A 23,221-nucleotide genomic window follows, 5' to 3' on the forward strand; every position below is an offset into this window, starting at 1 on the left:
GCTCACGCCGGGGCCAGGAACTCCAGCATGCTGATCGAGACCGCGTCGTGGGTGCCCGTCGTGTCGCCTGGCTCGGTTGCCTCGCCGACGACCATGGTCACGGTGCTGACCTCCACCGCGGGGAAGCGCACCTCCTGCGGGTTCGCGTTGTTGGCCGATAGTCCCTGCACGAAGAACGATCCGTCCGCGAACTCCCACCTCACGCTCAGCAGGCGTCGCTCGTCGCCGTAGCGCCCAGTCCACACCGTGTTGCCGTTGACGAGTCGGATCCCGGCGAGCAGCGTGCCCTTCTCGAAGGTGAAGCTCACCGTCTCGTCGCGGCCGTCCCCCTCACAGCGCCAGATCGTCTGGGGGTCCCGGTCGATCAACGCCTGCACCGCCTCGCTCTCCCCGCCGCCTCGACACTCACCGAACGCCGCGCTCGCAGCAACCGCGTTGACCGGGCCGTCGTAGGGGGCGAAGCTGTCCGGGGACGAGGGAACCACGCTCGGCGTGGCGGAGGTCTCCGGAACCGGAGTCACCTGCGGTTTGAAGATCAGCAGCCGGCCTGCGATGAATGCGGCCGCGAGCGCCATCACCAGCACGAGCACGAGAAAGCGCGGCGCGATCCCGTCGCGCAGCGGCTCGGGCGCGACGGGGCTCTCGGGGCGGGAGCCCTCGGGCGTGGCCGAACTGGCCTCACGCACGTCCTCAGACTCGGCCGCCCGTTTCCGGAAGTACTCATCCGGAACGCGGGGCACCATGGCGCACATGCTACAAGCCGGGTCTCGACGCCATGGCGCGCGTGCCAGCGAGCAGCACGCGGGCGCTACGATGTTGGCACCGACGAGAGGAGCAATAGCGCGTGAGTGCCGTCCTATTCGTCTCCGGAGTCGAACCACCCGAGGCGTTCGCACTGCTCAGCCACAACGTCAGCCGCATCACCTCTACCGCCCAGGCCCTCCTCGAGGCGGAGTCGGCAGACGTGATCGTGGTCGACGGACGCACCGAACTGGCCAACGCCCGCACCGCCTGCCACACCCTCTCCCAGGGGGCCGGCACGCCCATCCTGCTGATCGTCGCCGTCAGCGGCCTCGCCGTCCTCTCGCCGGAGTGGGGATTCAACGATTTCATCACCGACGGGTCGGAGCCTGCCGAGCTCGACGCCCGGCTGAGGGTGTTGACGCGGACCACGTCCGATCCCGACGTGCTGGCCGCCGGCCCGATCAGGGTCGACGGCGCCGCCTACTCCGCCTCGGTCGACGGCGAGCCGCTCGACCTGACCTACACCGAGTTCGAGCTGCTGCGCTACCTGATGCAGCACCCCGGCCGGGTGTTGTCGCGCGAGACGCTCGTCAGCCAGGTGTGGGGCTATGACTACTACGGGGGCACCCGCACGGTCGACGTACACGTGCGCCGACTCCGGGCTAAGCTCGGCCAGTTCGACCACTACATCGGCACAGTGCGTAACGTCGGTTACCGGTTCGCAAGTGCCAGGGAGGCTCATCGTGCTGGTTAATCTGTCGACGCTCACCCCCACCATGCAGGACGCTCTGCGGCGGTTGGTGGCCGCCATCCGCGACCATGACGGGATCCCACCCATCAACGAGTCCGGATCGCTCGGGATCGACGGCGTCAGGGAGGCCGACTTCTTCTTCATGGGGCGCCGCTGCGACCCGTTCGGGTTCGTCTTGTGCGACGAGCGCGACGGGACCCTCCAGGTGGGCGTGCACCCCGACCACCGCAGGAAGGGGGTCGGCACGGAACTGCTGACCGAGGCGTTGTCGTCCTACCCTGATTTCACCGCGTGGGCGTTCGGAACGCTGCCCGGGGCCGACGAACTCGCCGCCCGGGTGCGGATGGAGCCCGTCCGCCAACTGCTGCGCATGGAGCGCCCGCTCGCACCCGCGGGCCAGGCCCCGGCCGAGGCGGAGGGCTACGAGATCGTCACCTACGATCCCGCCGACCGCGAGGCGATCGTCGCCCTCAACGCGGCAGCCTTCTCGCACCACCCGGAACAGGGAAGGCTCACCGTCGCCGAGTTCGAGGACCTGACGAGGCAGGACTGGTTCGACCCGGCCGGCCTGTTCGTGGCGCGCCGCGACGGCGAGGTCGCAGGCTTCCACTGGACGAAGCAGCACGGCGACGGTCTCGGTGAGGTCTATGTCATCGCCGTCGCCCCGGAGCACGAGGGACGGGGCCTCGGCCGCGTCCTGTTGCAGCGCGGCCTCGACCATCTCGCGGGCAGCGGGGACGAGCGCGTCCAGCTCTACGTGGAAGCGGACCAGGAGCGTGTGGTACGCATGTACGAGCGCGCCGGCTTCACCGTCGGCCAGGTCGACACCAGTTACCGCAGAAAGGGATGACCGTGAGCGAGACGCCGCTGCCGGCCGACCGGTATCTCGACCGCGAGCTCTCCTGGCTCGCGTTCAACGACCGGGTGCTCGACCAGGCCCGCGACGGCGACCGGGTGCCGCTCATCGAGCGGGCCAAGTTCCTGGCGATCTTCTCCTCGAATTTGGACGAGTTCTTCATGGTTCGCGTCGCCGGGCTGAAACGCCGCATCGCCGCCGGTGTCGCCGTCCCCACCCCTGCGGGAAAGATGCCGGGCGAGCTGCACAACGAACTGCTCGACCGGGTCGCTGAGCTCGTCGCCGAGCAGTCGCGCGTGTTCAGCGAAGACGTCCGGCCCGCGCTGGCCGCCGAGGGCATCGAGATCCTCGGCTGGGACCAGCTCACCGCAGCCGAGAAGGACCGGATGCGCGCGATGTTCGCCGAGCGGATCTTCCCGGTCCTGACCCCGCTCGCGGTCGACCCTTCGCACCCGTTCCCCTACATCTCAGGCCTCTCGCTCAGCCTCGCCGTGCTGCTGCGTAATCCCGCCACCGGCGCCAAGCAGTTCGCCCGGGTGAAGGTGCCGCCGCTGCTTTCGCGCTTCGTGAAGCTCGCCGAGGGCCGCTACCTTCCGCTGGAGGAGATCATCTCGAGGCATCTCGGGCAGCTCTTCACCGGCATGCAGGTGCAGTCCTACACGTCGTTCCGGGTGACCAGGAACGAGGACATCGAGGTCGAGGAGGACGATGCGGAGAACCTCCTGTTCGCCCTCGAGCGCGAGCTGCTGCGCCGCAAGGTCGGCCGCCCTCCGGTGCGCCTCGAGGTCGAGGACAGCATCGACGAGGAGATGCTCGACATGCTGATGGCTGAGCTCGACGTCACCGAGAGCGAGGTCTTCCGGCTTCCGGCGCCCCTCGATCTGACCGGGCTGTTCGCGCTCGGCGACTCGAAGCGCGAGGACCTGAAGTACCCGAACTTCCTGCCCATCACCCATCCCGACCTCGCCCAGGTCGAGAGCGCCCGCCCGGCAGACATGTTCAAGGCGCTGAAGCTGCGCGACGTGCTCGTCCAGCACCCGTACGACTCGTTCGCCACGTCGGTGCAGCGCTTCATCGAGCAGGCCGCCGCCGACCCGGCCGTCCTCGCGATCAAGCAGACCCTGTACCGGACCTCTGGTGACTCCCCCATCGTCGACGCCCTGATCGAGGCCGCCCAGGCAGGCAAACAGGTGCTGGCCATCGTCGAGATCAAGGCCCGCTTCGACGAGCAGAACAACATCGGCTGGGCGCGGAAGCTGGAGAAGTACGGCGTCCACGTCGTCTACGGCATGGTCGGCCTCAAGACCCACTGCAAGCTTTCTCTCGTGGTGCGTGAGGAGGCAGACGGGCTCCGTCGCTACGCCCACATCGGCACCGGCAACTACAACCCGAAGACCGCGCGCATGTACGAGGACATGGGCCTGCTGACGTCGAACCCGATCATCACCGACGACGTCGCGCGCCTGTTCAACCACCTCTCCGGCATGACCCAGGAGACGCACTACCGCCGGCTGCTCGTCGCGCCGCACGGCATCCGCAAGGGGCTGATCGACTACATCAACGGGGAGATCGCCAACCACCAGGCTGGCAAGCCGTCGGGGATCAGGATCAAGGTCAACTCCGTGGTCGACGAGGCCATCATCGACGCGCTGTACCGAGCCTCGCAGGCCGGGGTGCCCGTCGACATGTGGATCCGCGGCATCTGCACCATCCGGCCAGGCGTCGAGGGCCTGAGCGAGAACATCAGGGTGCGCTCCATCCTCGGCCGCTTCCTCGAGCACTCTCGGATCTTCTGGTTCGCGGGCGGCGGCAAGCCGATCGTCGGGATCGGGTCGGCCGACATGATGCACCGCAACCTCGACCGTCGCGTCGAGGCGATCGTCTCGCTGTCCAACCCGGCCCACATCCGCCAGATCGAAGAACTCTTCGATCGCGCGTTCTCCCCGGAGACCGTGCACTGGGAACTGCGTGACTCCGTCTGGACGGCGCACACGACCGACGAGGAAGGCAAGCTGCTGACCGATCTGCAGGACACCCTCATCCAGCAGGCCGCGGCACGTCGATCGTCACGATGAGCAAGAGCATCAAGATCCGCGCCGCCGGGGCCGTCGTCCTCCGCGGCGAGGGTGACGACCGTGAGGTCCTCGCCGTACACCGGCAGCGCTACGACGACTGGTCGCTCCCGAAGGGCAAGGGGAAGGTCGACGAGCTCGCGCCACACACCGCGATCCGCGAGGTGCTCGAGGAGACCGGCTACTGCGTGCGGCTCGGGCTGCGGCTGCCTTCGATGCGCTACCAGGTGTCGAAGGGCCCGAAGAAGGTCGAGTACTGGCGCGCCGAGATCGTCGAGGAGGTCGGCTTCGAGCCGAGCAACGAGGTCGACCGGGTCCGCTGGATGCCGATCCACAAGGCCATGCGCAAGCTCACCTACACCGACGAACGGCGGGTGCTCTCGGCCGCCCTGCTGAAGCCGACCACCACCCCGCTCGTACTCGTGCGCCACGGTAAGGCGATGCTGCGCAAGGACTGGAGCGGCAGGGACCAGGAGCGACGCCTAACGGCGCGCGGTCGCCGTCAGGCCGCGGTGCTCAGCCAGTTGCTCGGCGCGTACGGCGTCGACTCGCTGGTGTCGTCGTCGTCCACCCGTTGCGTGGAGACGCTGCGGCCGTACGCCCTCGAGCGGGACCTGCAGATCGTCACCGAGGACGTGCTCACCGAGGAGGAGGGCACCGTCCGGCCGAAGGACGTGCGGCGCTTCACGTCGAGGCTGCTCGACTCCATCGAGGTGCCGACCGCCGTGTGCGGGCACCGGCCGGTGCTGCCTTCGATGTTCGAGGGCCTCGGTCTCGATCCCCGCCCCATGGTCGTCGGGGAGGCGATCGTGGTGCACCGTGACGCCGCAGGTGAGCGGGTGGCCGTCGAAGTTCACAAGCCGACGGCGTGAGGCGCGGGCCGGAACCTCGCGCTGAGCACGTCTTTTAGCGCATCCGGGGCTCCGCGGACCGAAAGCTCGATCCCCGTTCACCTTCTGTTAACCCAACGTGGCCGATCGCGTTACTTTCCAGGCATAGCGTCCCAGACGAAGCCGGAACACCGGCACAGACCCCCAGGGGTCGAAGCGTTCACACTTCGGAAGGTAATTCCCCGAATGAAGATTCGTCTCACCGCCGCGCTCGGCATCACCGCCGCTCTGCTGCTGTCCGCCTGCGCCACCAACGAGGGCACCCCTCCTGCCACCAACGGCAACGACGGTTCGACGTCGTCCTCCGGCTCGGCCCCGGCCTCGACGCTGGAGGGCACGCTCTCCGGCAAGGGAGCCTCGTCGGCGAAGGTCGCCCAGGAGACCTGGATCGCCGCCTTCCAGACCGCGAACCCGGGCGTGACCGTCAACTACTCCCCCGACGGCTCCGGCGCCGGGCGTGAGGCCTTCATGGGCGGCGGCGCCGACTTCGCCGGCTCCGACCGCGCTCTGAAGACCGACGAGAACGTGGCTGGCGCCTTCAAGGGCTGCAAGCCCGAGTCGCTCGCGATCGACGTTCCGGTCTACATCTCCCCCATCGCCGTCATCTTCAACGTCGAGGGCGTCACCGACCTCAACCTGACCCCCGAGGTGCTCGCCAAGATCTTCCACGGCGAGATCAAGAACTGGAACGACCCGGCCATCGCCGCGCTCAACCCGGACGCCACCTTCCCGGATCAGGCGATCACCGCCGTGCACCGCTCCGACGAGTCGGGCACCACCGAGAACTTCACCGACTACCTGAGCGTCGCCGCCGAGGGCGTGTGGACCGAGGAGCCGTCGGGCGACTGGCCGCTGCAGGGTGGCGAGGCCGCGAAGGGCACCTCCGGTGTCGTCGCTGCGGTCACCGGCGGCAAGGGCACGATCGGCTACGCCGACGCCTCCCAGGCAGGCGAGGCCGGCATCGCGAAGGTCGGCCCCGAGGGCAGGTTCGAGGCTCCGACCGAGGAGGCCGCCGCGGCCGCCGTCGAGAACTCCCCGCTGGAGGAGGGCCGCGAGGCCAACGACATCGCGATCAAGCTCGACCGCAAGGCCGAGGGTTACCCGATCGTCCTGGTGTCGTACGGCATCGCCTGCGCGGAGTACGCTGACAGCGCCAAGGCTGAGCTCGTGAAGGGCTACCTCGGCTACATCGCGTCTGAGGAGGGCCAGAATGCCGCCGCCGAGTCGGCCGGTTCGGCGCCTCTCTCCGACGCACTGCGCGAGAAGGTTCTGGCCGCGATCGACACGATCAAGTGACCTCAACCACCTGAGACGCAGCGACGCGCCCTCCCGGGACAGGGTGGGCGCGTCGCTGTGACTTCGGTCCGCACCACGTAAGCACCTTCCAGGAGACACGACCATGTCCACCGACACCACGGAGCCGAGCAGGCAGGATGAGCAGGCGGCGCCCGCCTCCCTTCTGCGCAGCGCCAAGCGCTTCGGCGACTCCCTCTTCCGCTCCATCACGACGGCGTCGGGCGGCCTGATCCTCCTCATCCTCCTCGCGGTGGCCTTCTTCCTGGTCGCCCTGTCGGTGCCGGCTCTCACCGAGCCGCCCGAGGATCTGCCCTACGGGCCGTTCTGGTCGTGGGTGCTCCCCTACGCGCTCGGCACGATCTGGGCCGCGGCGCTCGCGATGCTGTTCGCGGTACCGGTGGCGATCGGCGTCGCACTGTTCATCACCCACTACGCGCCCCGCCGTCTCGCGCAGGGGCTCGGCTACATCATCGACCTGCTCGCCGCCGTCCCGTCGGTCGTGTTCGGCCTGTGGGGCATCAACGTCCTCGCCCCGATGGTGCAGCCGATCTACACCTGGCTCAACGCCAACCTCGGCGGGGTCCCGGTGTTCAGCATCTTCTTCGGCGGCCAGGTCTCCGGCACCGGACGCACCATCCTCACCGCGGCCATCGTGCTCGCGGTGATGGTGCTTCCGATCATCACCGCCGTCACCCGCGAGGTGTTCCTGCAGACGCCGAGGCTCCACGAGGAGGCCTCCCTCGCGCTCGGCGCCACCCGCTGGGAGATGATCCGCCAGGCGGTGCTGCCCTTCGGCATGCCGGGCATCGTGTCGGCCTGCATGCTCGGCCTCGGCCGCGCGCTCGGCGAGACGATGGCGGTGGCCATGGTGCTCTCCCCAGGTGACGGCTTCCACCTGAAGCTGCTCACCTCGTCGAACCCGAACTCGATCGCCGCGAACATCGCGCTGAAGTTCCCCGAGGCCTACGGGCTCGGCGTGAACCAGCTGATCGCCTCCGGCCTGGTCCTGTTCGTGATCACCCTCGTCGTCAACATGGCCGCCCGGGCGATCATCGCCAGCCGCGCCGAGTTCTCTGGAGCGAACTGATGCCCGGAACCGCCACCGCCGCGCCGAAGACGCGCAACGTCCTCACCTCTGCCCAGCTGCCGAAGTACACGACGCTCGCCCTGCTCGTCACCGCGCTCGCCGTCTCCTTCGGCATCCTCGCCGTCCTCGGAGCGGCCTCCTGGCTCTCGGGTATCGCGCTCGGCGCCGCGCTCTTCTACGTGACGAGCTACGCCCTGTCCGCCGCCGTCGAGGGCACCCGCAAGGCGAAGGACCGGCTGGCCCGCAACGTCGTGACCGGCTTCTTCATCCTCGCGCTCTTCCCGCTGGTCTCGCTGGTGTGGGGCACCGTGTCGAAGGGCCTCGCCCGCTTCGACGGCGAGTTCCTCAGCTACTCGATGCGCAACATCGTCGGCGAGGGTGGCGGCGCCGTCCACGCGATCTGGGGAACGCTGATCATCACCGGCCTTGCCACGCTGATCTCGGTGCCGATCGGTGTGCTGACCGCCATCTTCCTGGTCGAGTACACCAACAACCCCGCCTTCCGGGCGCTCGGCCGCACCATCCGCTTCTTCGTCGACGTGATGACCGGCATCCCCTCCATCGTCGCCGGCCTGTTCGCCTACACCATGTTCTCCCTGTTCCTCGGCCCTGGCACCAACAACGGCCTCTCGGGCGCGGTGGCGCTTTCGGTGCTGATGATCCCCACCGTCGTGCGCTCCACCGAGGAGATGCTGCGCCTCGTCCCGAACGAGTTGCGCGAAGCCTCCTACGCGCTGGGCGTGCCCAAGTGGCGCACGATCGGCAAGGTCGTGCTGCCGACGTCAATCGCGGGCATCGTCACCGGCGTCGTCCTCGGCATCGCCCGAGTGATCGGCGAGACCGCCCCGCTGCTGGTCACGGCCGGCATCACGGCGTCGATGAACCTCAACCCGCTCGCCGACCCCATGGCCACCCTCCCGGTGTTCGTCTACTACGAGTACACGACCCCCGGAGCCGTCGCCGCCCCGTACATCGAACGCGCCTGGGCCGGTGCGCTCACGTTGATCATCATCGTCATGGGACTGAACCTGATCGGGCGGCTCATCGCCTGGAGGTTCGCTCCCAAGGCCGGCCGTTGACCCGAACGTAGAGAAAGAACTATCAAGCAATGTCCAAGCGCATCGAGATCAGGGATCTCAACATCTTCTACAGCAAGTTCCAGGCCGTGCGTGGCGTCAACATGGTCATCGAGCCGCGTTCGGTCACCGCGTTCATCGGGTCGTCCGGCTGCGGCAAGTCGACCGTGCTGCGTTCGCTCAACCGCATGCACGAGGTCATCCCTGGCGCGTACTGCCAGGGCGAGGTGCTGCTCGACGGCGTCAACCTGTACGACCCCGCCGTCGACCCGGTGCGCGTGCGCCGTCAGGTCGGCATGGTGTTCCAGCGGCCCAACCCGTTCCCGACGATGAGCATCAAGGAGAATGTGCTGGCAGGCGCGCGGCTGAACAACTCGCGCATCTCGCGCTCCGAGGCCGACGACATCGTCGAGCGGTCGCTGCGCGGCGCAAACCTGTGGAAGGAGGTCCAGGACCGTCTGGACCGCCCCGGGTCGGGCCTGTCGGGCGGTCAGCAGCAGCGACTGTGCATTGCCCGAGCGATCGCGGTCTCCCCCGACGTGCTGCTGATGGACGAGCCGTGCTCCGCGCTCGACCCGATCTCGACGCTCGCCATCGAGGACCTGATCAAGGAACTCAAGGAGACCTACACCGTCGTGATCGTGACCCACAATATGCAGCAGGCGGCGCGTGTGTCGGACCAGACGGCGTTCTTCAACCTGAAGGCCCACGGGCAGCCGGGTGAACTGATCGAGATCGGCTCGACGGAGAAGATCTTCCACAACCCTGACCAGAAGGCCACTGAGGACTACATCACGGGTCGCTTCGGCTGATCGAGGTGCGGGGAGGCCCGGTGGAGCTGCTGCTCCGCCGGGCCTTCTGCTTTCGGGGAGAGCTGCTTGCACAGGGAGCACCAGTCTGCCCCGTAGTCCACGACGACATGGCCACCGCCGCGGGGTCGGAGGTGGCACCACGGGCAGCGGCACCGCCCCTGTTCCCGGTCGCCATCCAGCGCCGCCGCGCGAGGCGGCCCCCGTCGTTCCCGTCACATGAGCAGGACCCCCCCGCGAACGCGCCACCCCTCTTCCCGTCCCTTGAGCAGGGCCGCCCCGCGCAGCGGCGGCGCCCGTCGTCGAAAGGCCCTCGAACACGTCCACGGTCCGGACCACAGCGCCAAAGTGACCCACGATCCCGGCCTCAGCCTCGCGCGACTCGGCCGGAGCCTGCGCAACGGCCCCGAGCACCTCGCTTGCCAGGACGAGAGCCGAGAGAAGCGCAACGAATACGGCGACGGGCGCTGGGAGTCGGCGCAAGGTCGGGGTCGTCTCCGGCGCGCCCCGCGCCGATCTCAGGGGCGGCCGAGGCGGTCTCGACACCGACCATACGGGGTCCGCGCACCCCATGGCCTGTAACTGGCCGGCTCCTCGGATCAGCGAACCGGTGGACGGAACTCGCTGGACCGGATCAGGTTCTGTTCGGGGACTCCGCTTTCGGTTTGGCGCCTGTCCCCCCGCCGCCCGCGGACGGCGCGGGTTCGCCCGGATGTCAATCTCGGAAAATTATTAGAACATCTATTTGATTTTTCGCCAAGTTGCCGTAAACTCAGCACATGGAGCCGCAGCAGTCCCAGAGCCGACGCGACAAGGCAGTCGCGTTGATCCGGGCCGGGCTCGAGCTGCTCCGCGATCCCTCCCCCGATGAGCCGATCACTGTTCGGCGTGAGCTGGAGCTGCTCGATGCGATCCGCGTAGCGGCCGAGCAGCTGCAGACGCAGCATCGGGTGATGGCCGCCGATGCCGACCGCCGGAAGGTGGCCGAGCGGGCGGTGGGCGTCCCGCTCACCACCTGGCTCAAGTCGACAGGTCGCACCACTCAGGCGGTTGCCGCGGCGACGATCTTCGCCGGCCATGACCTCGCGGCCCACCCGGAGGTCCGGGCAGCAGCGCTGGAGGGCTCGGTCACCTCACGCCAGGCCGACAGCATCACCCGCGTGCTCAACCAGTTACCGAGCGATCTGAGCGACGAGCAGCACGAACATGCGGAGCGCTTCCTCGTCGAGCAGGCTGGGAGCGCCACCCACGAACAACTGCGGTCCATGACCCAACGCGTGCTCGATGTGGTCGACCCCGCGCTGACCCGCGAGGGAGCGGCCGAGCGGGAGCGGCAGCGGCTACAGAGGCAGCGCGAACGCGCTCTGGCTCAGCGGTGCTTCCGATACCGCTTCGATGACGGCTCGATGATCTTCAACGGGTCGCTGCCTGCCGTGGACGGCGAGGCACTGGCGCGGCTCGTGGCGTCATACCGGGCCTCGGAGCGGCGGCAGGCACGCGACGACGGCAGGCCGTCACCTGCGCTCGGTCGCCCGTCCGACAGCCCGGAGCAGCGCGATGCCGATGCGCTGGTGCGCATCGTCCGCGCCATGCAGGTGCGCAAGGCGGCACCCAAGGTCGCGGGCGACCGGCCGCGTGTCGTCGTGGTGATGCAGGAGGAGTCGCTGCGGGAGCGGGCCGAGCAGGCCGGGGTGCTGACCCACGGCGAGCGGGTCTCGGCCGGGGACCTCCGGCGGCTGTGCTGTGACGCCGATCTCACCCCGGTCGTGCTCGGTGCAGATTCGGAACTCCTCGACGTCGGGCGGACCCAGCGGCTCGTCACAGATCCGATCCGCAAAGCCCTGTCGCTGCGCGACGGCGGCTGCACCTTCCCAGGCTGCGAGCAGCCCGACGAGGCGTGTGATGCGCACCACATCGTTCCCTGGTGGGAGGGCGGACCCACCTGCCTTGCGAACCTCGTGCTCGTCTGCGCACAGCACCACGCCATGGTCGAACCCCTGCGGATGCACGACGACCAGCGCAGCCGCGGTTCAAGTCCACCGGTGCCGCACGATCACAACCCCGCACGGCCGGGCTCGCCACCGCCCGAGGGCTCTGGCGTCACGCCACCCGGCCAGCTTCCACCATCAGGGGCCCCGGACGACTCCGTCCTCGGGCCACCGGGGCCAGCCGAGCGAGCCCAGCCATCAGGTTCCCGGGAGGACTCCGTCCTCGTGGCACCCGGATCCGAGCGGGACCGGCGCCATGGGCGGTCGCTGGTCGGGGCCGGATACCCGCTGCGCAGCGGCTACGACCCGACCGACCGTTGGGAGGTCAGGATGAACGCCTCTGAGCGGCCGGAGTTAATCCCACCACGACGGCTCGATCCCGGGCGGACACCGGTGCCCGCGCGTTCGGGCCTCCGGATCGACGTCGGGCTCGCCACCTGAGCGGCTGGGGCGAGCCCACCGGCCAGGCCGTCGTCCCAGCCGGTGACAACTCAAGAGCGTGACGGTTCAGGCGCAGAAGGGTCCGCTGTGTGGACGTTGACGGCCCGTCGGACGACTTGGGCTCAGGCCCACATCGTCACCAGTTGGCCGGTCCCCTCCCCGACCACGGTGCGCGCGCGTATCGGCATGATCCGTCTAGCCGCGGAGCGGAGACACCAGCAATGCGTCGACTGGAAATTCGACTGGAAGGGGGCAATGGGGATGTGTGTTAATTGCCCCGGGCGATCGGCTGCCGCGCAGTGGGCGGCAGTTCCCGGAATCGCTTGTGAGGCCGGCTGGTGCGTGGTTGTGTGGAGGACATGAGTGATCTCAGCAACATCCCCGCACAAGACCAAGAATGGCCAGGCCGCGAGTCCGAGCTGAAGCCGAAGGCCGATCACGGCCACGACACGTGGGTGGCGCGAGGCCGGCTGGAGGGCAAGCGCGCTCTGGTCACCGGGGCCGACTCCGGAATCGGTCGGTCCGTCGCCCTCGCATTCGCCAAGGAGGGAGCCGATGTCGCCATCGTCGATCTCCCCGGCAGTGACGACCTTGAGGAGACGAAGTCGCTCGTGGAGTCGCAGGGAAGGAAATGCGTCGCGATCCAGGCCGACCTCCGTACAGCCGAGGCCAACCGCGAGGCCGTGGAGACGACGGTCGAAGCACTCGGAGGGCTGGACATCATCGTGGCCAACGCCGGGTTCCAGATGAGCCATCAGGACATCTCCGAGTTCCCACCCGAGCAGCTACACCGGACGTTCGAGACGAACGTGTTCTCGCCGTTCTGGCTCGTGCAGTCAGCCATGGACCATCTCGGCCCTGGGGCCTCGGTGATCATCACGACGTCGATCCAGGCCTACGACCCGTCCGAGGTCCTGCTGGACTACGCGGCGACCAAGGCGGCAGCGAACAACCTGACGGTCAACCTTGCCCAGACGCTCGGCCCGCGAGGCGTGCGGGTCAACGCCGTCGCCCCGGGACCCATCTGGACGCCGCTCATCCCGTCGACCTTCCCCGAGAAGAAGGTCGAGGGTTTCGGCACCGATACTCCGCTCGGCAGGGCGGGCGATCCGATCGAGGTGGCCGCGGCCTTCGTGTTCCTCGCCTCGGACGAGGCCAGCTACGTGTCGGGCTCGGTGCTCGGCGTGACGGGTGGTCGACCGGTCTTCTGATGTGACGACCAGACAGCTGCCGGCACGAGCTCTGCGACCCGTGCCCGCCGTCCTCGTCGCGTCCACGCGAGGGCGTGTGTACAGATCTACCAGGAGCGCGGTTGCTGCCAATACTGGCGCTGCCAGCGCTCACCGTAGGTTTGTGCACGCCCCCTGCCCAGAGCACCGATCGGACACTGGATCGCCCGCACCAGCCCGACCCTCTTCCCCTGCCTCGCCGGGCTGTCGCGGACTTCAGCCGGACGCGGGGCTCTCGACGTCTGCGACCACCTCGGCCTTGAAGCCAGCGGAGTTCTCGAGCCAGCCGGCGTAGTGCTGCTCGCCTCCTGCGTGCGGGTAGCGGTCCTGGTAGAGGGGCGTCCAGCCATGGAGCGGAGCCTCGGCCATGATCGCGTCGACCGTCTCGCGCTCCCCCGCCTTGAAGGCGAGATGGTTGACGCCCGGACGGCGACGGTCGTGCCCTCCGGCGCTGACGTTCGGTGACGTGGTCAGGCTGAGATAGGTCCCTCCGGCCGCCCAAGACTCCCCCTCGGACCAGCTCGATTCACGCACGAACCCCAGCCGTGCGAGGAGCCACCCCCATTGCGCAAGGTCGGTGCCGACGTCGGCGATCCAGACCTCGACGTGATGAAGTCCGGGCATCGTCAGCCGCCGCACTCCATGAGCCCCGCCGACTCCTTCAGCGTCAGGACGCGGGCCGCAGACTCGGTGACCCGGGTGGCGAAGGCCTCGTCCGACTCGGCCTTCGCGACGGTCGCCTCGACCATCGCCGTCATGATGGTGGGATCGGCGTTGATGGCCAGATCACCGCCGGCCTCGATGAAGCGCACGCCGCGGTCGGCCGGTTCGATGTCCTCGACCGACTTGGCCGCGCCCAGGTCGTCGGAGATGACGACCCGGTCGAAGCCGAGGTCGTCGCGGAGCATCCCGTCGATGATGGCCGAGCTGAACATGGCCTCGTTCTCGGGATCGATCTGGGTGTAGACGGCAGAGGACACCATGACGGAGTCGACGCCGCCATCGATGACAGTGCGGAACGGTTCCAGCACAGGGCTGTCCTTTGCCACCTCGGTGTCCTCAGCCGCGCCGAAGTCGGTGTTGGTCTCCACGAGGCCGAGGCCTGGGAAGTGCTTGACCGAGGTCACGACGTCTGCGGAATGCATGCCCTCGATGAACTCCATGGCCTTCGCACCGACGAGGCCCGGCTCGCTGCCGAAGTCTCGCTTCAGCTTCCCGACCGGCGCGTTGGTGTTGCGCCGATCCTCGGGCACGACGTCGGCGTCAGGGGCCAGGTTGTAGGCGACGCCTGCGGAGCGCAGTTCCTCGGCCCACTTCGTCGCCTCCTCCGTGAGGTGCCCCTCGGGCCAGGCTCCCTGCTCTCGGGCGTCGGGGATCCGGGTGAAGCCCTCGCCCTGGAGCCGCTGCACCTGCCCGCCCTCCTGGTCGACCGACACAAGGAGCGGGAGTTCGGCCGTGCCAAGCGAGCCGAGCTCTGCCGACAGCATGCGGATCGGCTGAGCGCCTGCGGTGGTGTTGCCGAGAAGGACAACCGAGCCGAGCTTGTTGTTGACGATGGCCGTGCGGGTCGTCTCGTCGAGGCCGCTCGTCGAGACACCCACCATGAACAGCTGGCCCACCTGGTCGGCGACCGGGAGCGCCTCGGCCTGTACCAGGCAGGCGTTCACCGACTCCGGGGACGGCGAGGCAGAGCCCTGTCCCTCAGGCACGGGCGAGGCCTCGGAGGTGTGTGAGCCAGCAGGGGTCGGGGCCTGGACCCGGCCGTCGTTGACCGGCAGTTCCGGCGCGCAGGCCGTGAGGGCAAGGACGGCCAGGAGGGCCAGCGGATGCAGCGGCCGCCTCACTTGGCGATCTCTGCAGGCTGGTGGGCGGCCATCAGCCCAAGCAGGGCGTTCTCGACCACCTCAGCCAGGGCTGGATGGATCCAGTACTGGCCGCGGGCGATGTCGGGAACCTTCTGCCCGAAGCTCATGGCCTGGATCAGCGGCTGGATCAGCGTGCTCGCCTGGGGGCCGATGATGTGCGCGCCGAGCAGGGCCCAGGAGCCCGGATCGGCGAGCAGCTTCACGAAATGGCCCTCATCCTCCATCGCCCATCCATAGGCGACGTCGGCGTAGCGCTGGGTGGCGGTGACGTACGGAGTGCCCCACTGGCGCAGTTGCTGCTCCGTGGCGCCGACGGCCGCGATCTGCGGGTTCGAGAACACCGCGTGCGGGACGTAGCGGTGATCGGTCTCCACCGGGCTGTCGGGGTAGAGCAGGTTGTGCTGGACGGTGCGGGCCTCGGCATTCGCGACATGCTTGAGCAGGTAGTCGGACGACACGTCTCCCATCGCCCAGATGCCGTCCACGCTCGTACGCTGCTGTGCATCGACTCGGATCTGGCCGTCGCCGCGCACGTCGACGCCCGCCGCCTCCAGGTTTAGGGCCTCAGAGTTGCGGTCACGGCCGACAGCGACAAGCATCGCGTCGGCGAAGTACTCGTACTCGATGCCGTTGCGGTCGGTGGTCACCACGATCAGGCCCTTGCCGTCCTTCTCCACGGAGGACAGCTTCTGGTTCAGGCGCAGCTTCACCCTCCCGGCGATGAGCCGCTGGAACTGGTCGGAGATATCGCGGTCGTAGCTGCGCAGCAGGACGTCGGAGCGGTTGATCAGGGTGACCTCGGTGCCGAGCCCCGAGAAGATGTGTGCGAACTCGGCGGCGATGTAGCCACCCCCGACGATCACCAGACGCTTGGGCCGCTGGTCGATGCGCATGATGTCGTCTGAGGTGAAGACCAGGTCGGAGACCTCTTCGAGGCCCGGCACGTCGAGCCTACGCGGGCGCGAGCCGGTGGCGATGACGATCCGGTCAGCGCTGATCTCCTCATCGCCGATGCGAAGGGTCCGGTTGTCGACGAACGAGGCCTCGCCATGGAAGACGGTGACGTTCTCGGAGCGCTCGCGCCAGTCGAGCCCGCCGGCGGAGATGGCGTCGATCCGCCCGAAGATGCGGTCGCGGATGGCAGCCCAGTCGGAGCCCTCGTAGCGCAGATCCACGCCGAGCCGCTCCGCCTCGGTCGGGCTCACCGCGTAATCGGCGGGCAGCACGAACATCTTGGTCGGGATGCAGCCGCGGTTCAGGCAGGTGCCGCCGAAGACGGGGTCACGTTCGATGAGGGCGACATTCCAGTCGGCAAACCGTTCGTCGATCAGCGAGTTACCGGAACCGGATCCGATGACGGCGAGGTCGAAGTGCTGCATGGCCCCATTGTGTCACGACCGCGCGGAGCGGCACCCGCAGGCGGCTCACCTAGAGTGGGGGCATGAACAACGCATGGGCGGTCGTCACCGGAGCATCGAGCGGGCTTGGGGTGGCGTTCGCAGACCGCATCGCGTCCGAGGGGGTCGGCGTGGTGCTCGTCGCACGCCGCGAGGACAAGCTGCGCGAGGTCGCCGCCGACCTGCACCGGCGTCGCGGCGTGGACACAGACGTGGTGGCAGCCGATCTCTCGACCCAGGAGGGTGTGCAGAAGGTCATCGACGCGATGGAGGGTCGCGAGCTGGCCTATCTCGTCAACAACGCCGGCTTCGGCACCCTCGGCGACTTCGAACAGGCCGACGAGTCGCGCATCGCCAACGAGCTGAACCTCAACGTCGTCGCCCTCACCCAGCTGTCACGGGCGGCGGCGCCGGGCATGGTCGAGCGGGGCCGCGGAGCCATCATCAACGTCGCCTCGACCGCCGCCTTCCAGCCCATCCCTCGGATGGCCGTCTACGCAGCCTCGAAGGCCTACGTGCTGCGGCTGACGATCGCTCTGTGGTCCGAACTGCACCCCACGGGGGTGCGGGCCCTTGCGATCTGCCCCGGCCCCACGGAGACGCAGTTCTTCGCCAACGCCGGAAACGACGCCGTCATGGCCGACCGACGGACGCCTGCGCAGGTGGTCGACACCACGTTCACCGCGCTCAAGCAGCACCGCCCCTACGTCGTCGACGGCGTCCGCAACACGGTGATGGCCTTCGCCACCCGCCTCGCCCCGACCAGGCTCCAGGCGAAGCTCGCCGAGTTCGTCGCGACGCACTGACGGCGAGGGCTCACTCCACCTCGAACGTCTTGGTCTCCACCGGCTTCGCCGAGTTCTCCGGGGTCCGCACGCTGACCTCGTACCGGCCCGGAGGCAGGGTCGCCGTGACGCTCCAGGGGCGCCACCCGTCGGGGTTGGGTTCGGCAGAGGTCTGAGCCGACTCCTCGGCGACGACGGCCCCGGAGTCGGTGTTTATGATCCGCACCACCGGCTCCCCCAGCCCGGGCTTCACGGTGCCGGTGATCGTCAGGTCGCCGCTCACAATCGCCAGGTTCCGCGGCGCGGTGATCCACACGTCGGGCATCGGGGCCAGGTCCTGGCGGCGGTACCCCGACTCGCTGACGAACCGGGCGGGCGCGGCGCCGCCGTCCGACTGGAACTGCACGCTCAGGTACGGATCGGCCACCAGGTCGGAGATCGTGTAGACCATCTGGTTGCGGGCGAGCTCAGCATCCTGGTCCGACTCGATGGCCTCGTAGGCCTCGGCTGAGAGGTTGACGGTGAGGGCGTCGCCGCTCTGCTCGACGCTGATCAGGCGGCCCGCGGTCCACATCGAGCGGTAGTCGGGGTCGGCCGCCGGAACCGTCAGCAGCGCGTCGACCGCGGAGCCGACGAGGTTGCCCGACGACGACAGGTCGCGCAGTTCGCGGTACAGCCCCCCGTCCCTTCCGACGTAGTAGAGCGGGACGCCGCGCACCTGTGCGGGAATGGGCCGACCCGCGGTCGGGGCGACCGTCTGGTCTGGTGAGGCGGGTGGCTGCTCAACAGGGGCAGCAGACGGGGTGGTGAGGGCGGCGAGGACGAGGCCGGCCACGATGGCAAGCGCGGTCAGCACGGCGACGGAGCGGGGCCCGAAGGTGACCCTCGCATCGCTGCCCAGCTGCCCCAGTTCGGCGGCGAGCGTGCTGGTGCCGGGAGCCTGGACGGTGCGCGCCGCCGCGCGCAGCGCCGCCGTCACCTCCTGGGAGAGCGCCTCGATCCCGCCGGGGATGCCGTCGCCCCTGACGTTGGCCCGCAGCGTCTCGCGGGCGATCTCGAGCTTCTGGTTGCAGCCGCGCACCGACATCCGCATGATGCCCGCGAGCTCGGGCCCGAACACCGCCAGGTAGTGGCTGACCACGATGATCTCGGCCATCCGCGGAGGCAGCGCGGAAATCTGGGCGAGGAGTTCGTTCTGCCTCGGGTCCTCGACCCGCGGAAGCTCGAGCGGCTGCTGCGGCCGCCGCGCGACACGGGCCGCATGGACGACGCTCTCCTGCAGGAACTCGATCCGCTCGGCGGGGTCGATCAGCCGTTGGCTGCGTCGGTGCAGCGCAAGCAGCGCTCCGCGCAGGATCCGGCCCGACTGTTCCTCCGCGCCGAGCAGCACGGTGAGCCGGTGCAGCGTCGCACCCTGCTCCTCGTACAGTCGGACCAGCCAGTCCGGGCTCTCATCTGCCATCGGTCATCAGATCCCGGAATACGAGTGCAATCCGCTGAAGAGCAGGTTCACGCCCACGAAGTTGAACCAGAAGGCGACGACGCCGACGATCGCGATGATCGCGACGGGCTTGCCGCGCCACCCGGCGGTGGCCCTGGCGTGCAGGTAGGCGACGTAGATGATCCAGGTGATCAGCGACCAGGTCTCCTTCGGATCCCAGTTCCAGAACCGGCCCCATGCGTACTGCGCCCAGACCGAGCCAGCGACGATGGTGAAAGTCCAGAGCGGCACCGCGAACGCGTGCAGCCGGTAGGAGATCAGGTCGAGCTTCTTGGCGCTGGGGAGCTTCGCGAGGTAGCCGCGCAGTTCCTTCCCGGAGGCCTTCTCCTCGGCGCGGACCCGGATCAGGTACAGGATCGAGGTGACGGCGCCGACGTTGAACGCGGCGCCCGCGATGGCGGCGGCGACGATGTGGATGATGAACCAGACGCTGTGCAGCGCGGGCACAAGCGGCGCGACGTCGACGTAGAACTGCGTGACGGCGACGCCGAGGCCGAGCGCGAACAGCAGGTTGAGCGCCAGCCCGAGCCACCGCATGCCGAGCCGGTAGGCGCACACGAGGTAGATCAGCGCGGCGAACGCGAGCGACGAGGTGACGAACTCGTACATGTTGCCCCAGGGGGCGCGTCCGGCCGCCACCCCTCGCAGCACCACGGCCGCGACGTGCAGCAGGAACGCGATGGTCGTCGCGAAGAGGCCGAGTCTGCCGTAGAAGTCGACCCGGGTGCGCGCAACGTCCTCGGATCCGTCCGCGGGACGCTCCGAGGCCAGGCCACGGGCCGCAGACCACTCCAGGGCGCACAGCCCGAACGCGACGAGATAGATGACGGTCGCCGCGACCATGGCCGTGTAGGACCACTCACTGAGCGTCATGCAGTCGCTTCCTCCTTCTCGGCGGGCACAGAGCCCTCACCATTGTCGCGCAACTCCTGCGAACCTGTCGTGGCGGCCAGCAGCGCGGCCACCTCCTCGGGCAGTCCTGAGGCGGCGTCCGCCCGGTCGAGACCGCCTGCCGTGGCCTCGGCGTCCGTGACGCGCACGAAGAGGCGACGCGGCCGCACGAACAGGCTGACGCACAGCCCCGCAACACCCACCGCGATCGCGATCAGCGTCAGCAGGTTGCCGGGCGTGTCGCTGACCTGCAGCTTCACCCAGCGGTCCCAGCCGTCGAAGGTGATCGACCCGAGGCCGTCGGGGAGGGTCATGCCTCCGCCGACGGGAAGCGCCGCACGAAGCACCTCGCCGTTGTCGCCGGGCACCGGCTCGAGGCCGGTCGTGTCGAGCGTGTAGATCGACTCGGGGATGCCCGTCTCCTCCGCCGGGTCGCCGAACCAGGCGTTCAGGTAGACCTCGGGGTTGAGGGCGTCGGGGAAGATCGACTGCGGGCCGTTCTCGTTCAGCAGCGCCGTCGGGTAGAAGAACGCCTCGAACGCGAGCCGTTTCGGCCGGGCGTCCGGAACCTTCACCACGCCGACCGAGGCGAAGTTGCCGTCCTGCGGTAGGAACACGACCGGGCCGGAGAAGGCGACGTCTCCGTTGCCGTCGCGGACGGTGAACGAGGGGGCGTAGCCGTGGCCGAGGAGGTTCACCTGGGTTCCTCCGGCGGTGATCACCGGCTCGTTCACGGTGAGCAGTTCGGTGCTTGTGCCTGCGGCGTCGTTGACGGTGACGTCGGCGTCGAACCGGCGTGCGGCGCCCGTCTGCACCTCGCCCGTCTCGAACTCGGCGCGGAAGTCGTCGACGTCAATCGAGAAGGGCTCGAGCGTGTCGGTGTCGAGCAGCGGGCCGCTGGTGAAGTCGTCGTACTGGGTGATCACGTTGGCGAAGCCGCGGCCCTCGACGACGACGGCTGTGCCGTGGAAGCCGAGCAGGTTCGACCAGGCGAGGCCGAGCAGCAGCACGACGAGTGAGATGTGGAAGACGAGGTTGCCCGCCTCCCTGCTGTAGCCGCGCTCCGCGCTGACGCCCTCGTCGAAGCGGCGGACGCGGTAGCGGCGTGAACGCAGGTACGCCTCAGCGTTGTCGAGCGCGGTCGGCGCGTCAACGGCCAGGGCGCCGGTGGCCGTCTCCTGGAGGCGACCGATGCGGGCGGGCAGCTTCGGCGGCGGCTTGCGCACGGCCCTCAGGTACTTGGCGAGGCGGGGAAGGATGCAGCCGATCAGCGAGACGAACAGCAGCAGGTACACCGCCGAGAAGGCAGGCGAGGTGTAGACGTGGTACATGCCGAGCGGCTCGAAGATCTTGTCCCAGAACGGATGCTCGCGCTTGAAGTCGAGCACCGAGATCGGCGAGACGGTGGTCTGCGGGATCATCGAGCCCGGGATCGCGGCGAGAGCGAGCAGGAACAGCAGCATGAGCGCAGTGCGCATGCTGGTCAGCTGCCCCCATGCCCAGCGGACGAACTCCACCACCGGGTTGGACCTCCGCGCCATCACAGGATCGTCCCGAACGTGGCCGCCCACTGACGAAGCACGTCCATCAGCCGGTCCCACAGGCCCGTGACCATCGCGACACCGACCAGGATCATGACGACACCTCCGATGCGCTGGATCAGTCTCTGGTGCCTGCGTAGCCAGTCGAGCTTCGGCGCGAGCGCGGTGAAGGCCATCGCGAAGGCGAGCAGCGGGATCCCGATGCCCAGCGCGTAGGCGAACGCCAGGATGCCGCCGCGGGTTGCGGAACCCTCGTTGATGGCGAGGGTCAGCACGACGGAAAGGGCCGGGCCGATGCAGGGGGTGAAGCTCAGGCCGAAGACCATGCCGAGCAGGGGTGAGGCCAGCGCCCCCATGCGGGGGGCGAGGTTCGGTCGCCAACCGGACGGCATGGGCAGCCAGCCCGCGAAGGCGGCGCCGAGGGCGATGATCACGATGCCGAGGATGACGGTGATGATGCGCATGTTGCTGATCAGGACGGCGCCGACGCCGCCCAACAGGGCGCCGGTCAGCACGAACACGATCGAGAAGCCGAGGATGAAGCCGAGCGTTCCGCCGATCAGGAGCCGCTTGGAGCCCGTGCCCTCCGCGATCTCGCTCGCCCCGAGGCCGGAGGCGTAGCTCAGGTAGCCCGGCAGCAGCGGGAGCACGCATGGCGAGGCGAACGAGACGAGACCGGCCAGCATCGCGACGGGGATCGCCACCAGCATCGACGAGGTGAGCGCGTCGTTCGTCCAGGCCTCCAGCAGCATGCCGGTCATGTCAGGAGGCCGATTTCACGTCGTCGACGATGCCGACGAGGGTCTTCGCATCGACGGCGCCGAGCACCCGGGCTGCGATCCTGCCCTCCTCGTCGATGACGAGGGTGCTGGGGATGGCCTTGGGTGGCAGCTTTCCGAAGTCGAGGAGGAGCTTTCCGGACCCGTCGTAGATACTGGGGTACTCGATGCCGAAGGCGCGCTCGAAGGCGAGCGCCGGGGCCTTGTCCTGTTCGCGGGTGTTGAGCCCGAGGAAGGCCACGTCCTCGCCGAGTTCCTCGCTCGCCTTGACCAGTTCGGGGGCCTCCTTGCGGCAGGGCGCACACCAGGAGCCCCACACGTTGAGCACGATGATCTTTCCTGCGTGGTCCGCGGTGGAGGCCTCGCCTCCGGTCACGGTCGGGCCGGAGATGACGGGGGCGATCTCGCGATCACCCTCGGGGACGATCGTGACGGTTCCGTCTCCCGTGACGAAGCCGGCCCCGCCTCCGGAGTCGCCGGTCTCGTCGCCCGAGTTTCCGCCGGGTTCTGCGGTGCAGGCGGTGAGCGCGAACAGCGCGGCCAGGGTGGCCGCGACCGCGCGCCTCACGTCCCGACCTTGAACTTGCGCTTCGACGTCGAGGGCAGCAGGTCGGCGACGGGCTCGGCGTAGGAGACACCGGTGATCCGGCCGCTGCGCACGGTGAAGCTGGTCACTGAGCACAGGGTGCAGCGGCGGCGTCGGGGGTCGTGCACGAAGCTACGCCCGAGCGCCGCGAGGTGGGAGATCCAGATCGGCAGCTGGTGGCTGACCACCAGCGCCTGGCCGCCTGGTCCGGCTGCCTCGGCCGCGTCGGTGATGGCCGCGCGCATCCGGGCGGCGATGTCGGCGTATGGCTCCCCCCAACTGGGGCGAAGCGGGTTGCGCATGTGCCAGAACATCCTCGGGTCGCGCAGGGCGGCGTTGTCTCGGCCGAAGATCATCCCCTCGAAGCGGTTCTCCGCCTCGATCACGCGCTCGTCCGGGGTGATCGTCAGGTCGGCGTGACGGGCGGCCGTCGGGGCCATCGTCTCCTGCGCCCGCTGCAGCGGTGAGCACCGGAGATGGGTCAGGGGCACCTCTGCCCAGTACTGCCCCATGCGTTCGGCCATCTCACGTCCGAGGGCCGACAGCCCGAAGCCTGGCAGTCGGCCGTACAGCACGCCGGTCGGGTTCTCCACCTGGCCGTGCCGCATGACGTGCACGATGCTCGCATTATCCACGT

The 23,221-nt window shown here is 68.8% G+C and carries 21 protein-coding genes; 11 read left to right on the forward strand and 10 right to left on the reverse strand.

Annotated elements, in window-relative coordinates:
* Positions 1-2: 2 nt before the first annotated feature.
* Positions 3-743, reverse strand: coding sequence for a hypothetical protein (locus BW733_RS04455; protein WP_077348258.1), 741 nt, complete (start codon positions 741-743; stop codon positions 3-5).
* A gap of 101 nt (positions 744-844) precedes the next feature.
* On the opposite strand from BW733_RS04455, the gene BW733_RS04460 reads away from it, so the two are divergent.
* The 10 genes from BW733_RS04460 (at position 845) to BW733_RS04505 (ending at position 13,221) form a co-directional block, all read left to right on the forward strand.
* Positions 845-1,498, forward strand: coding sequence for a winged helix-turn-helix transcriptional regulator (locus tag BW733_RS04460; protein WP_077348260.1), 654 nt, complete (start codon positions 845-847; stop codon positions 1,496-1,498).
* Positions 1,488-2,345, forward strand: a complete 858-nt coding sequence (gene mshD / locus BW733_RS04465; protein WP_077348262.1) for a mycothiol synthase — start codon at positions 1,488-1,490, stop codon at positions 2,343-2,345. The genes BW733_RS04460 and mshD overlap by 11 nt, the downstream gene beginning before the upstream one ends.
* A 2-nt stretch (positions 2,346-2,347) precedes the next feature.
* The gene (locus tag BW733_RS04470; protein ID WP_237268296.1) at positions 2,348-4,426 is read left to right on the forward strand and encodes an RNA degradosome polyphosphate kinase; all 2,079 of its coding nucleotides are present in this window, start codon (positions 2,348-2,350) and stop codon (positions 4,424-4,426) included.
* Positions 4,423-5,295 carry an NUDIX hydrolase gene (locus BW733_RS04475; protein WP_077348266.1) on the forward strand — a complete coding sequence of 291 codons (873 nt, stop codon included), beginning with the start codon at positions 4,423-4,425 and terminating at the stop codon, positions 5,293-5,295. The genes BW733_RS04470 and BW733_RS04475 overlap by 4 nt, the downstream gene beginning before the upstream one ends.
* A 204-nt stretch (positions 5,296-5,499) precedes the next feature.
* On the forward strand, positions 5,500-6,609 hold the full coding sequence (gene pstS / locus BW733_RS04480; protein ID WP_077348268.1) for a phosphate ABC transporter substrate-binding protein PstS: 1,110 nt from the start codon (positions 5,500-5,502) through the stop codon (positions 6,607-6,609).
* Between the two features lie 103 nt (positions 6,610-6,712).
* Positions 6,713-7,696, forward strand: a complete 984-nt coding sequence (gene pstC / locus BW733_RS04485) for a phosphate ABC transporter permease subunit PstC (RefSeq protein WP_077348270.1) — start codon at positions 6,713-6,715, stop codon at positions 7,694-7,696.
* A complete protein-coding gene (pstA, locus tag BW733_RS04490; RefSeq protein ID WP_077348272.1) occupies positions 7,696-8,775 on the forward strand; it encodes a phosphate ABC transporter permease PstA in 1,080 nt (359 codons plus the stop codon). The genes pstC and pstA overlap by 1 nt, the downstream gene beginning before the upstream one ends.
* 29 nt (positions 8,776-8,804) lie before the next feature.
* Complete coding sequence (gene pstB / locus BW733_RS04495; protein ID WP_077348274.1) at positions 8,805-9,584, forward strand: phosphate ABC transporter ATP-binding protein PstB; 780 nt, start codon at positions 8,805-8,807, stop codon at positions 9,582-9,584.
* A 776-nt stretch (positions 9,585-10,360) separates the two neighbouring features.
* A complete protein-coding gene (locus BW733_RS04500) occupies positions 10,361-12,010 on the forward strand; it encodes an HNH endonuclease signature motif containing protein (RefSeq protein ID WP_077348276.1) in 1,650 nt (549 codons plus the stop codon).
* Positions 12,011-12,369: 359 nt separating this feature from the next.
* On the forward strand, positions 12,370-13,221 hold the full coding sequence (locus BW733_RS04505) for an SDR family oxidoreductase (RefSeq protein ID WP_077348278.1): 852 nt from the start codon (positions 12,370-12,372) through the stop codon (positions 13,219-13,221).
* A 234-nt stretch (positions 13,222-13,455) separates the two neighbouring features.
* Here BW733_RS04505 and BW733_RS04510 read toward each other — a convergent pair whose 3' ends face one another.
* From BW733_RS04510 to BW733_RS04520, 3 genes are read right to left on the reverse strand one after another with little or no spacing between them, the layout of a single operon-like run.
* Positions 13,456-13,863 carry a VOC family protein gene (locus tag BW733_RS04510; RefSeq protein WP_077352703.1) on the reverse strand — a complete coding sequence of 136 codons (408 nt, stop codon included), beginning with the start codon at positions 13,861-13,863 and terminating at the stop codon, positions 13,456-13,458.
* A gap of 2 nt (positions 13,864-13,865) precedes the next feature.
* Positions 13,866-15,083 (reverse strand): glycoside hydrolase family 3 N-terminal domain-containing protein, encoded by a 1,218-nt coding sequence (locus tag BW733_RS04515; RefSeq protein ID WP_077348280.1) that lies wholly within the window; start codon positions 15,081-15,083, stop codon positions 13,866-13,868.
* Positions 15,080-16,483 carry a mycothione reductase gene (locus tag BW733_RS04520; protein ID WP_077348282.1) on the reverse strand — a complete coding sequence of 468 codons (1,404 nt, stop codon included), beginning with the start codon at positions 16,481-16,483 and terminating at the stop codon, positions 15,080-15,082. Before BW733_RS04520 ends, BW733_RS04515 begins: the two co-directional genes overlap by 4 nt.
* Positions 16,484-16,545: 62 nt before the next feature.
* Between BW733_RS04520 and BW733_RS04525 the strand changes: the two genes are divergently transcribed.
* Positions 16,546-17,307: an SDR family NAD(P)-dependent oxidoreductase gene (locus tag BW733_RS04525; RefSeq protein ID WP_077348284.1), complete on the forward strand. Its 762-nt coding sequence runs from the start codon at positions 16,546-16,548 to the stop codon at positions 17,305-17,307.
* 10 nt (positions 17,308-17,317) lie between these two features.
* Here the strand turns inward: BW733_RS04525 and BW733_RS04530 are convergent, their stop codons facing one another.
* Genes BW733_RS04530 through BW733_RS04555 form a run of 6 tightly spaced genes read right to left on the reverse strand, consistent with a single transcriptional unit; the run spans position 17,318 to position 23,219 of the window.
* Complete coding sequence (locus BW733_RS04530) at positions 17,318-18,748, reverse strand: GerMN domain-containing protein (protein WP_077348286.1); 1,431 nt, start codon at positions 18,746-18,748, stop codon at positions 17,318-17,320.
* Positions 18,749-18,754: 6 nt separating this feature from the next.
* Positions 18,755-19,660 (reverse strand): c-type cytochrome biogenesis protein CcsB, encoded by a 906-nt coding sequence (ccsB, locus tag BW733_RS04535; protein WP_077348288.1) that lies wholly within the window; start codon positions 19,658-19,660, stop codon positions 18,755-18,757.
* Positions 19,657-21,219, reverse strand: coding sequence for a cytochrome c biogenesis protein ResB (resB, locus tag BW733_RS04540; protein WP_152024567.1), 1,563 nt, complete (start codon positions 21,217-21,219; stop codon positions 19,657-19,659). The genes ccsB and resB overlap by 4 nt, the downstream gene beginning before the upstream one ends.
* Positions 21,219-21,929: a cytochrome c biogenesis CcdA family protein gene (locus tag BW733_RS04545; protein WP_077352705.1), complete on the reverse strand. Its 711-nt coding sequence runs from the start codon at positions 21,927-21,929 to the stop codon at positions 21,219-21,221. Before BW733_RS04545 ends, resB begins: the two co-directional genes overlap by 1 nt.
* Before the next feature lie 52 nt (positions 21,930-21,981).
* Positions 21,982-22,566: a TlpA family protein disulfide reductase gene (locus BW733_RS04550; protein ID WP_077348292.1), complete on the reverse strand. Its 585-nt coding sequence runs from the start codon at positions 22,564-22,566 to the stop codon at positions 21,982-21,984.
* Positions 22,563-23,219, reverse strand: a complete 657-nt coding sequence (locus BW733_RS04555; RefSeq protein WP_418361330.1) for a histidine phosphatase family protein — start codon at positions 23,217-23,219, stop codon at positions 22,563-22,565. The genes BW733_RS04550 and BW733_RS04555 overlap by 4 nt, the downstream gene beginning before the upstream one ends.
* Positions 23,220-23,221 lie beyond the last annotated feature (2 nt).

This window comes from Tessaracoccus flavescens, from assembly GCF_001998865.1.
GTDB classification, from domain to species: Bacteria; Actinomycetota; Actinomycetes; order Propionibacteriales; family Propionibacteriaceae; genus Arachnia; species Arachnia flavescens.

Excerpts from the sequence above, each read along its gene's own strand:
- BW733_RS04455 (WP_077348258.1), bottom strand. The coding sequence starts at position 743 with ATGGTGCCCCGCGTTCCGGATGAGTACTTCCGGAAACGGGCGGCCGAG.
- BW733_RS04475 (WP_077348266.1), top strand. The coding sequence starts at position 4,423 with ATGAGCAAGAGCATCAAGATCCGCGCCGCCGGGGCCGTCGTCCTCCGC.
- pstS (WP_077348268.1), top strand. The coding sequence starts at position 5,500 with ATGAAGATTCGTCTCACCGCCGCGCTCGGCATCACCGCCGCTCTGCTG.
- pstC (WP_077348270.1), top strand. The coding sequence starts at position 6,713 with ATGTCCACCGACACCACGGAGCCGAGCAGGCAGGATGAGCAGGCGGCG.
- pstA (WP_077348272.1), top strand. The coding sequence starts at position 7,696 with ATGCCCGGAACCGCCACCGCCGCGCCGAAGACGCGCAACGTCCTCACC.
- pstB (WP_077348274.1), top strand. The coding sequence starts at position 8,805 with ATGTCCAAGCGCATCGAGATCAGGGATCTCAACATCTTCTACAGCAAG.
- BW733_RS04500 (WP_077348276.1), top strand. The coding sequence starts at position 10,361 with ATGGAGCCGCAGCAGTCCCAGAGCCGACGCGACAAGGCAGTCGCGTTG.
- BW733_RS04505 (WP_077348278.1), top strand. The coding sequence starts at position 12,370 with ATGAGTGATCTCAGCAACATCCCCGCACAAGACCAAGAATGGCCAGGC.
- BW733_RS04510 (WP_077352703.1), bottom strand. The coding sequence starts at position 13,863 with ATGCCCGGACTTCATCACGTCGAGGTCTGGATCGCCGACGTCGGCACC.
- BW733_RS04520 (WP_077348282.1), bottom strand. The coding sequence starts at position 16,483 with ATGCAGCACTTCGACCTCGCCGTCATCGGATCCGGTTCCGGTAACTCG.
- BW733_RS04525 (WP_077348284.1), top strand. The coding sequence starts at position 16,546 with ATGAACAACGCATGGGCGGTCGTCACCGGAGCATCGAGCGGGCTTGGG.
- BW733_RS04530 (WP_077348286.1), bottom strand. The coding sequence starts at position 18,748 with ATGGCAGATGAGAGCCCGGACTGGCTGGTCCGACTGTACGAGGAGCAG.
- ccsB (WP_077348288.1), bottom strand. The coding sequence starts at position 19,660 with ATGACGCTCAGTGAGTGGTCCTACACGGCCATGGTCGCGGCGACCGTC.
- resB (WP_152024567.1), bottom strand. The coding sequence starts at position 21,219 with ATGGCGCGGAGGTCCAACCCGGTGGTGGAGTTCGTCCGCTGGGCATGG.
- BW733_RS04545 (WP_077352705.1), bottom strand. The coding sequence starts at position 21,929 with ATGCTGGTGGCGATCCCCGTCGCGATGCTGGCCGGTCTCGTCTCGTTC.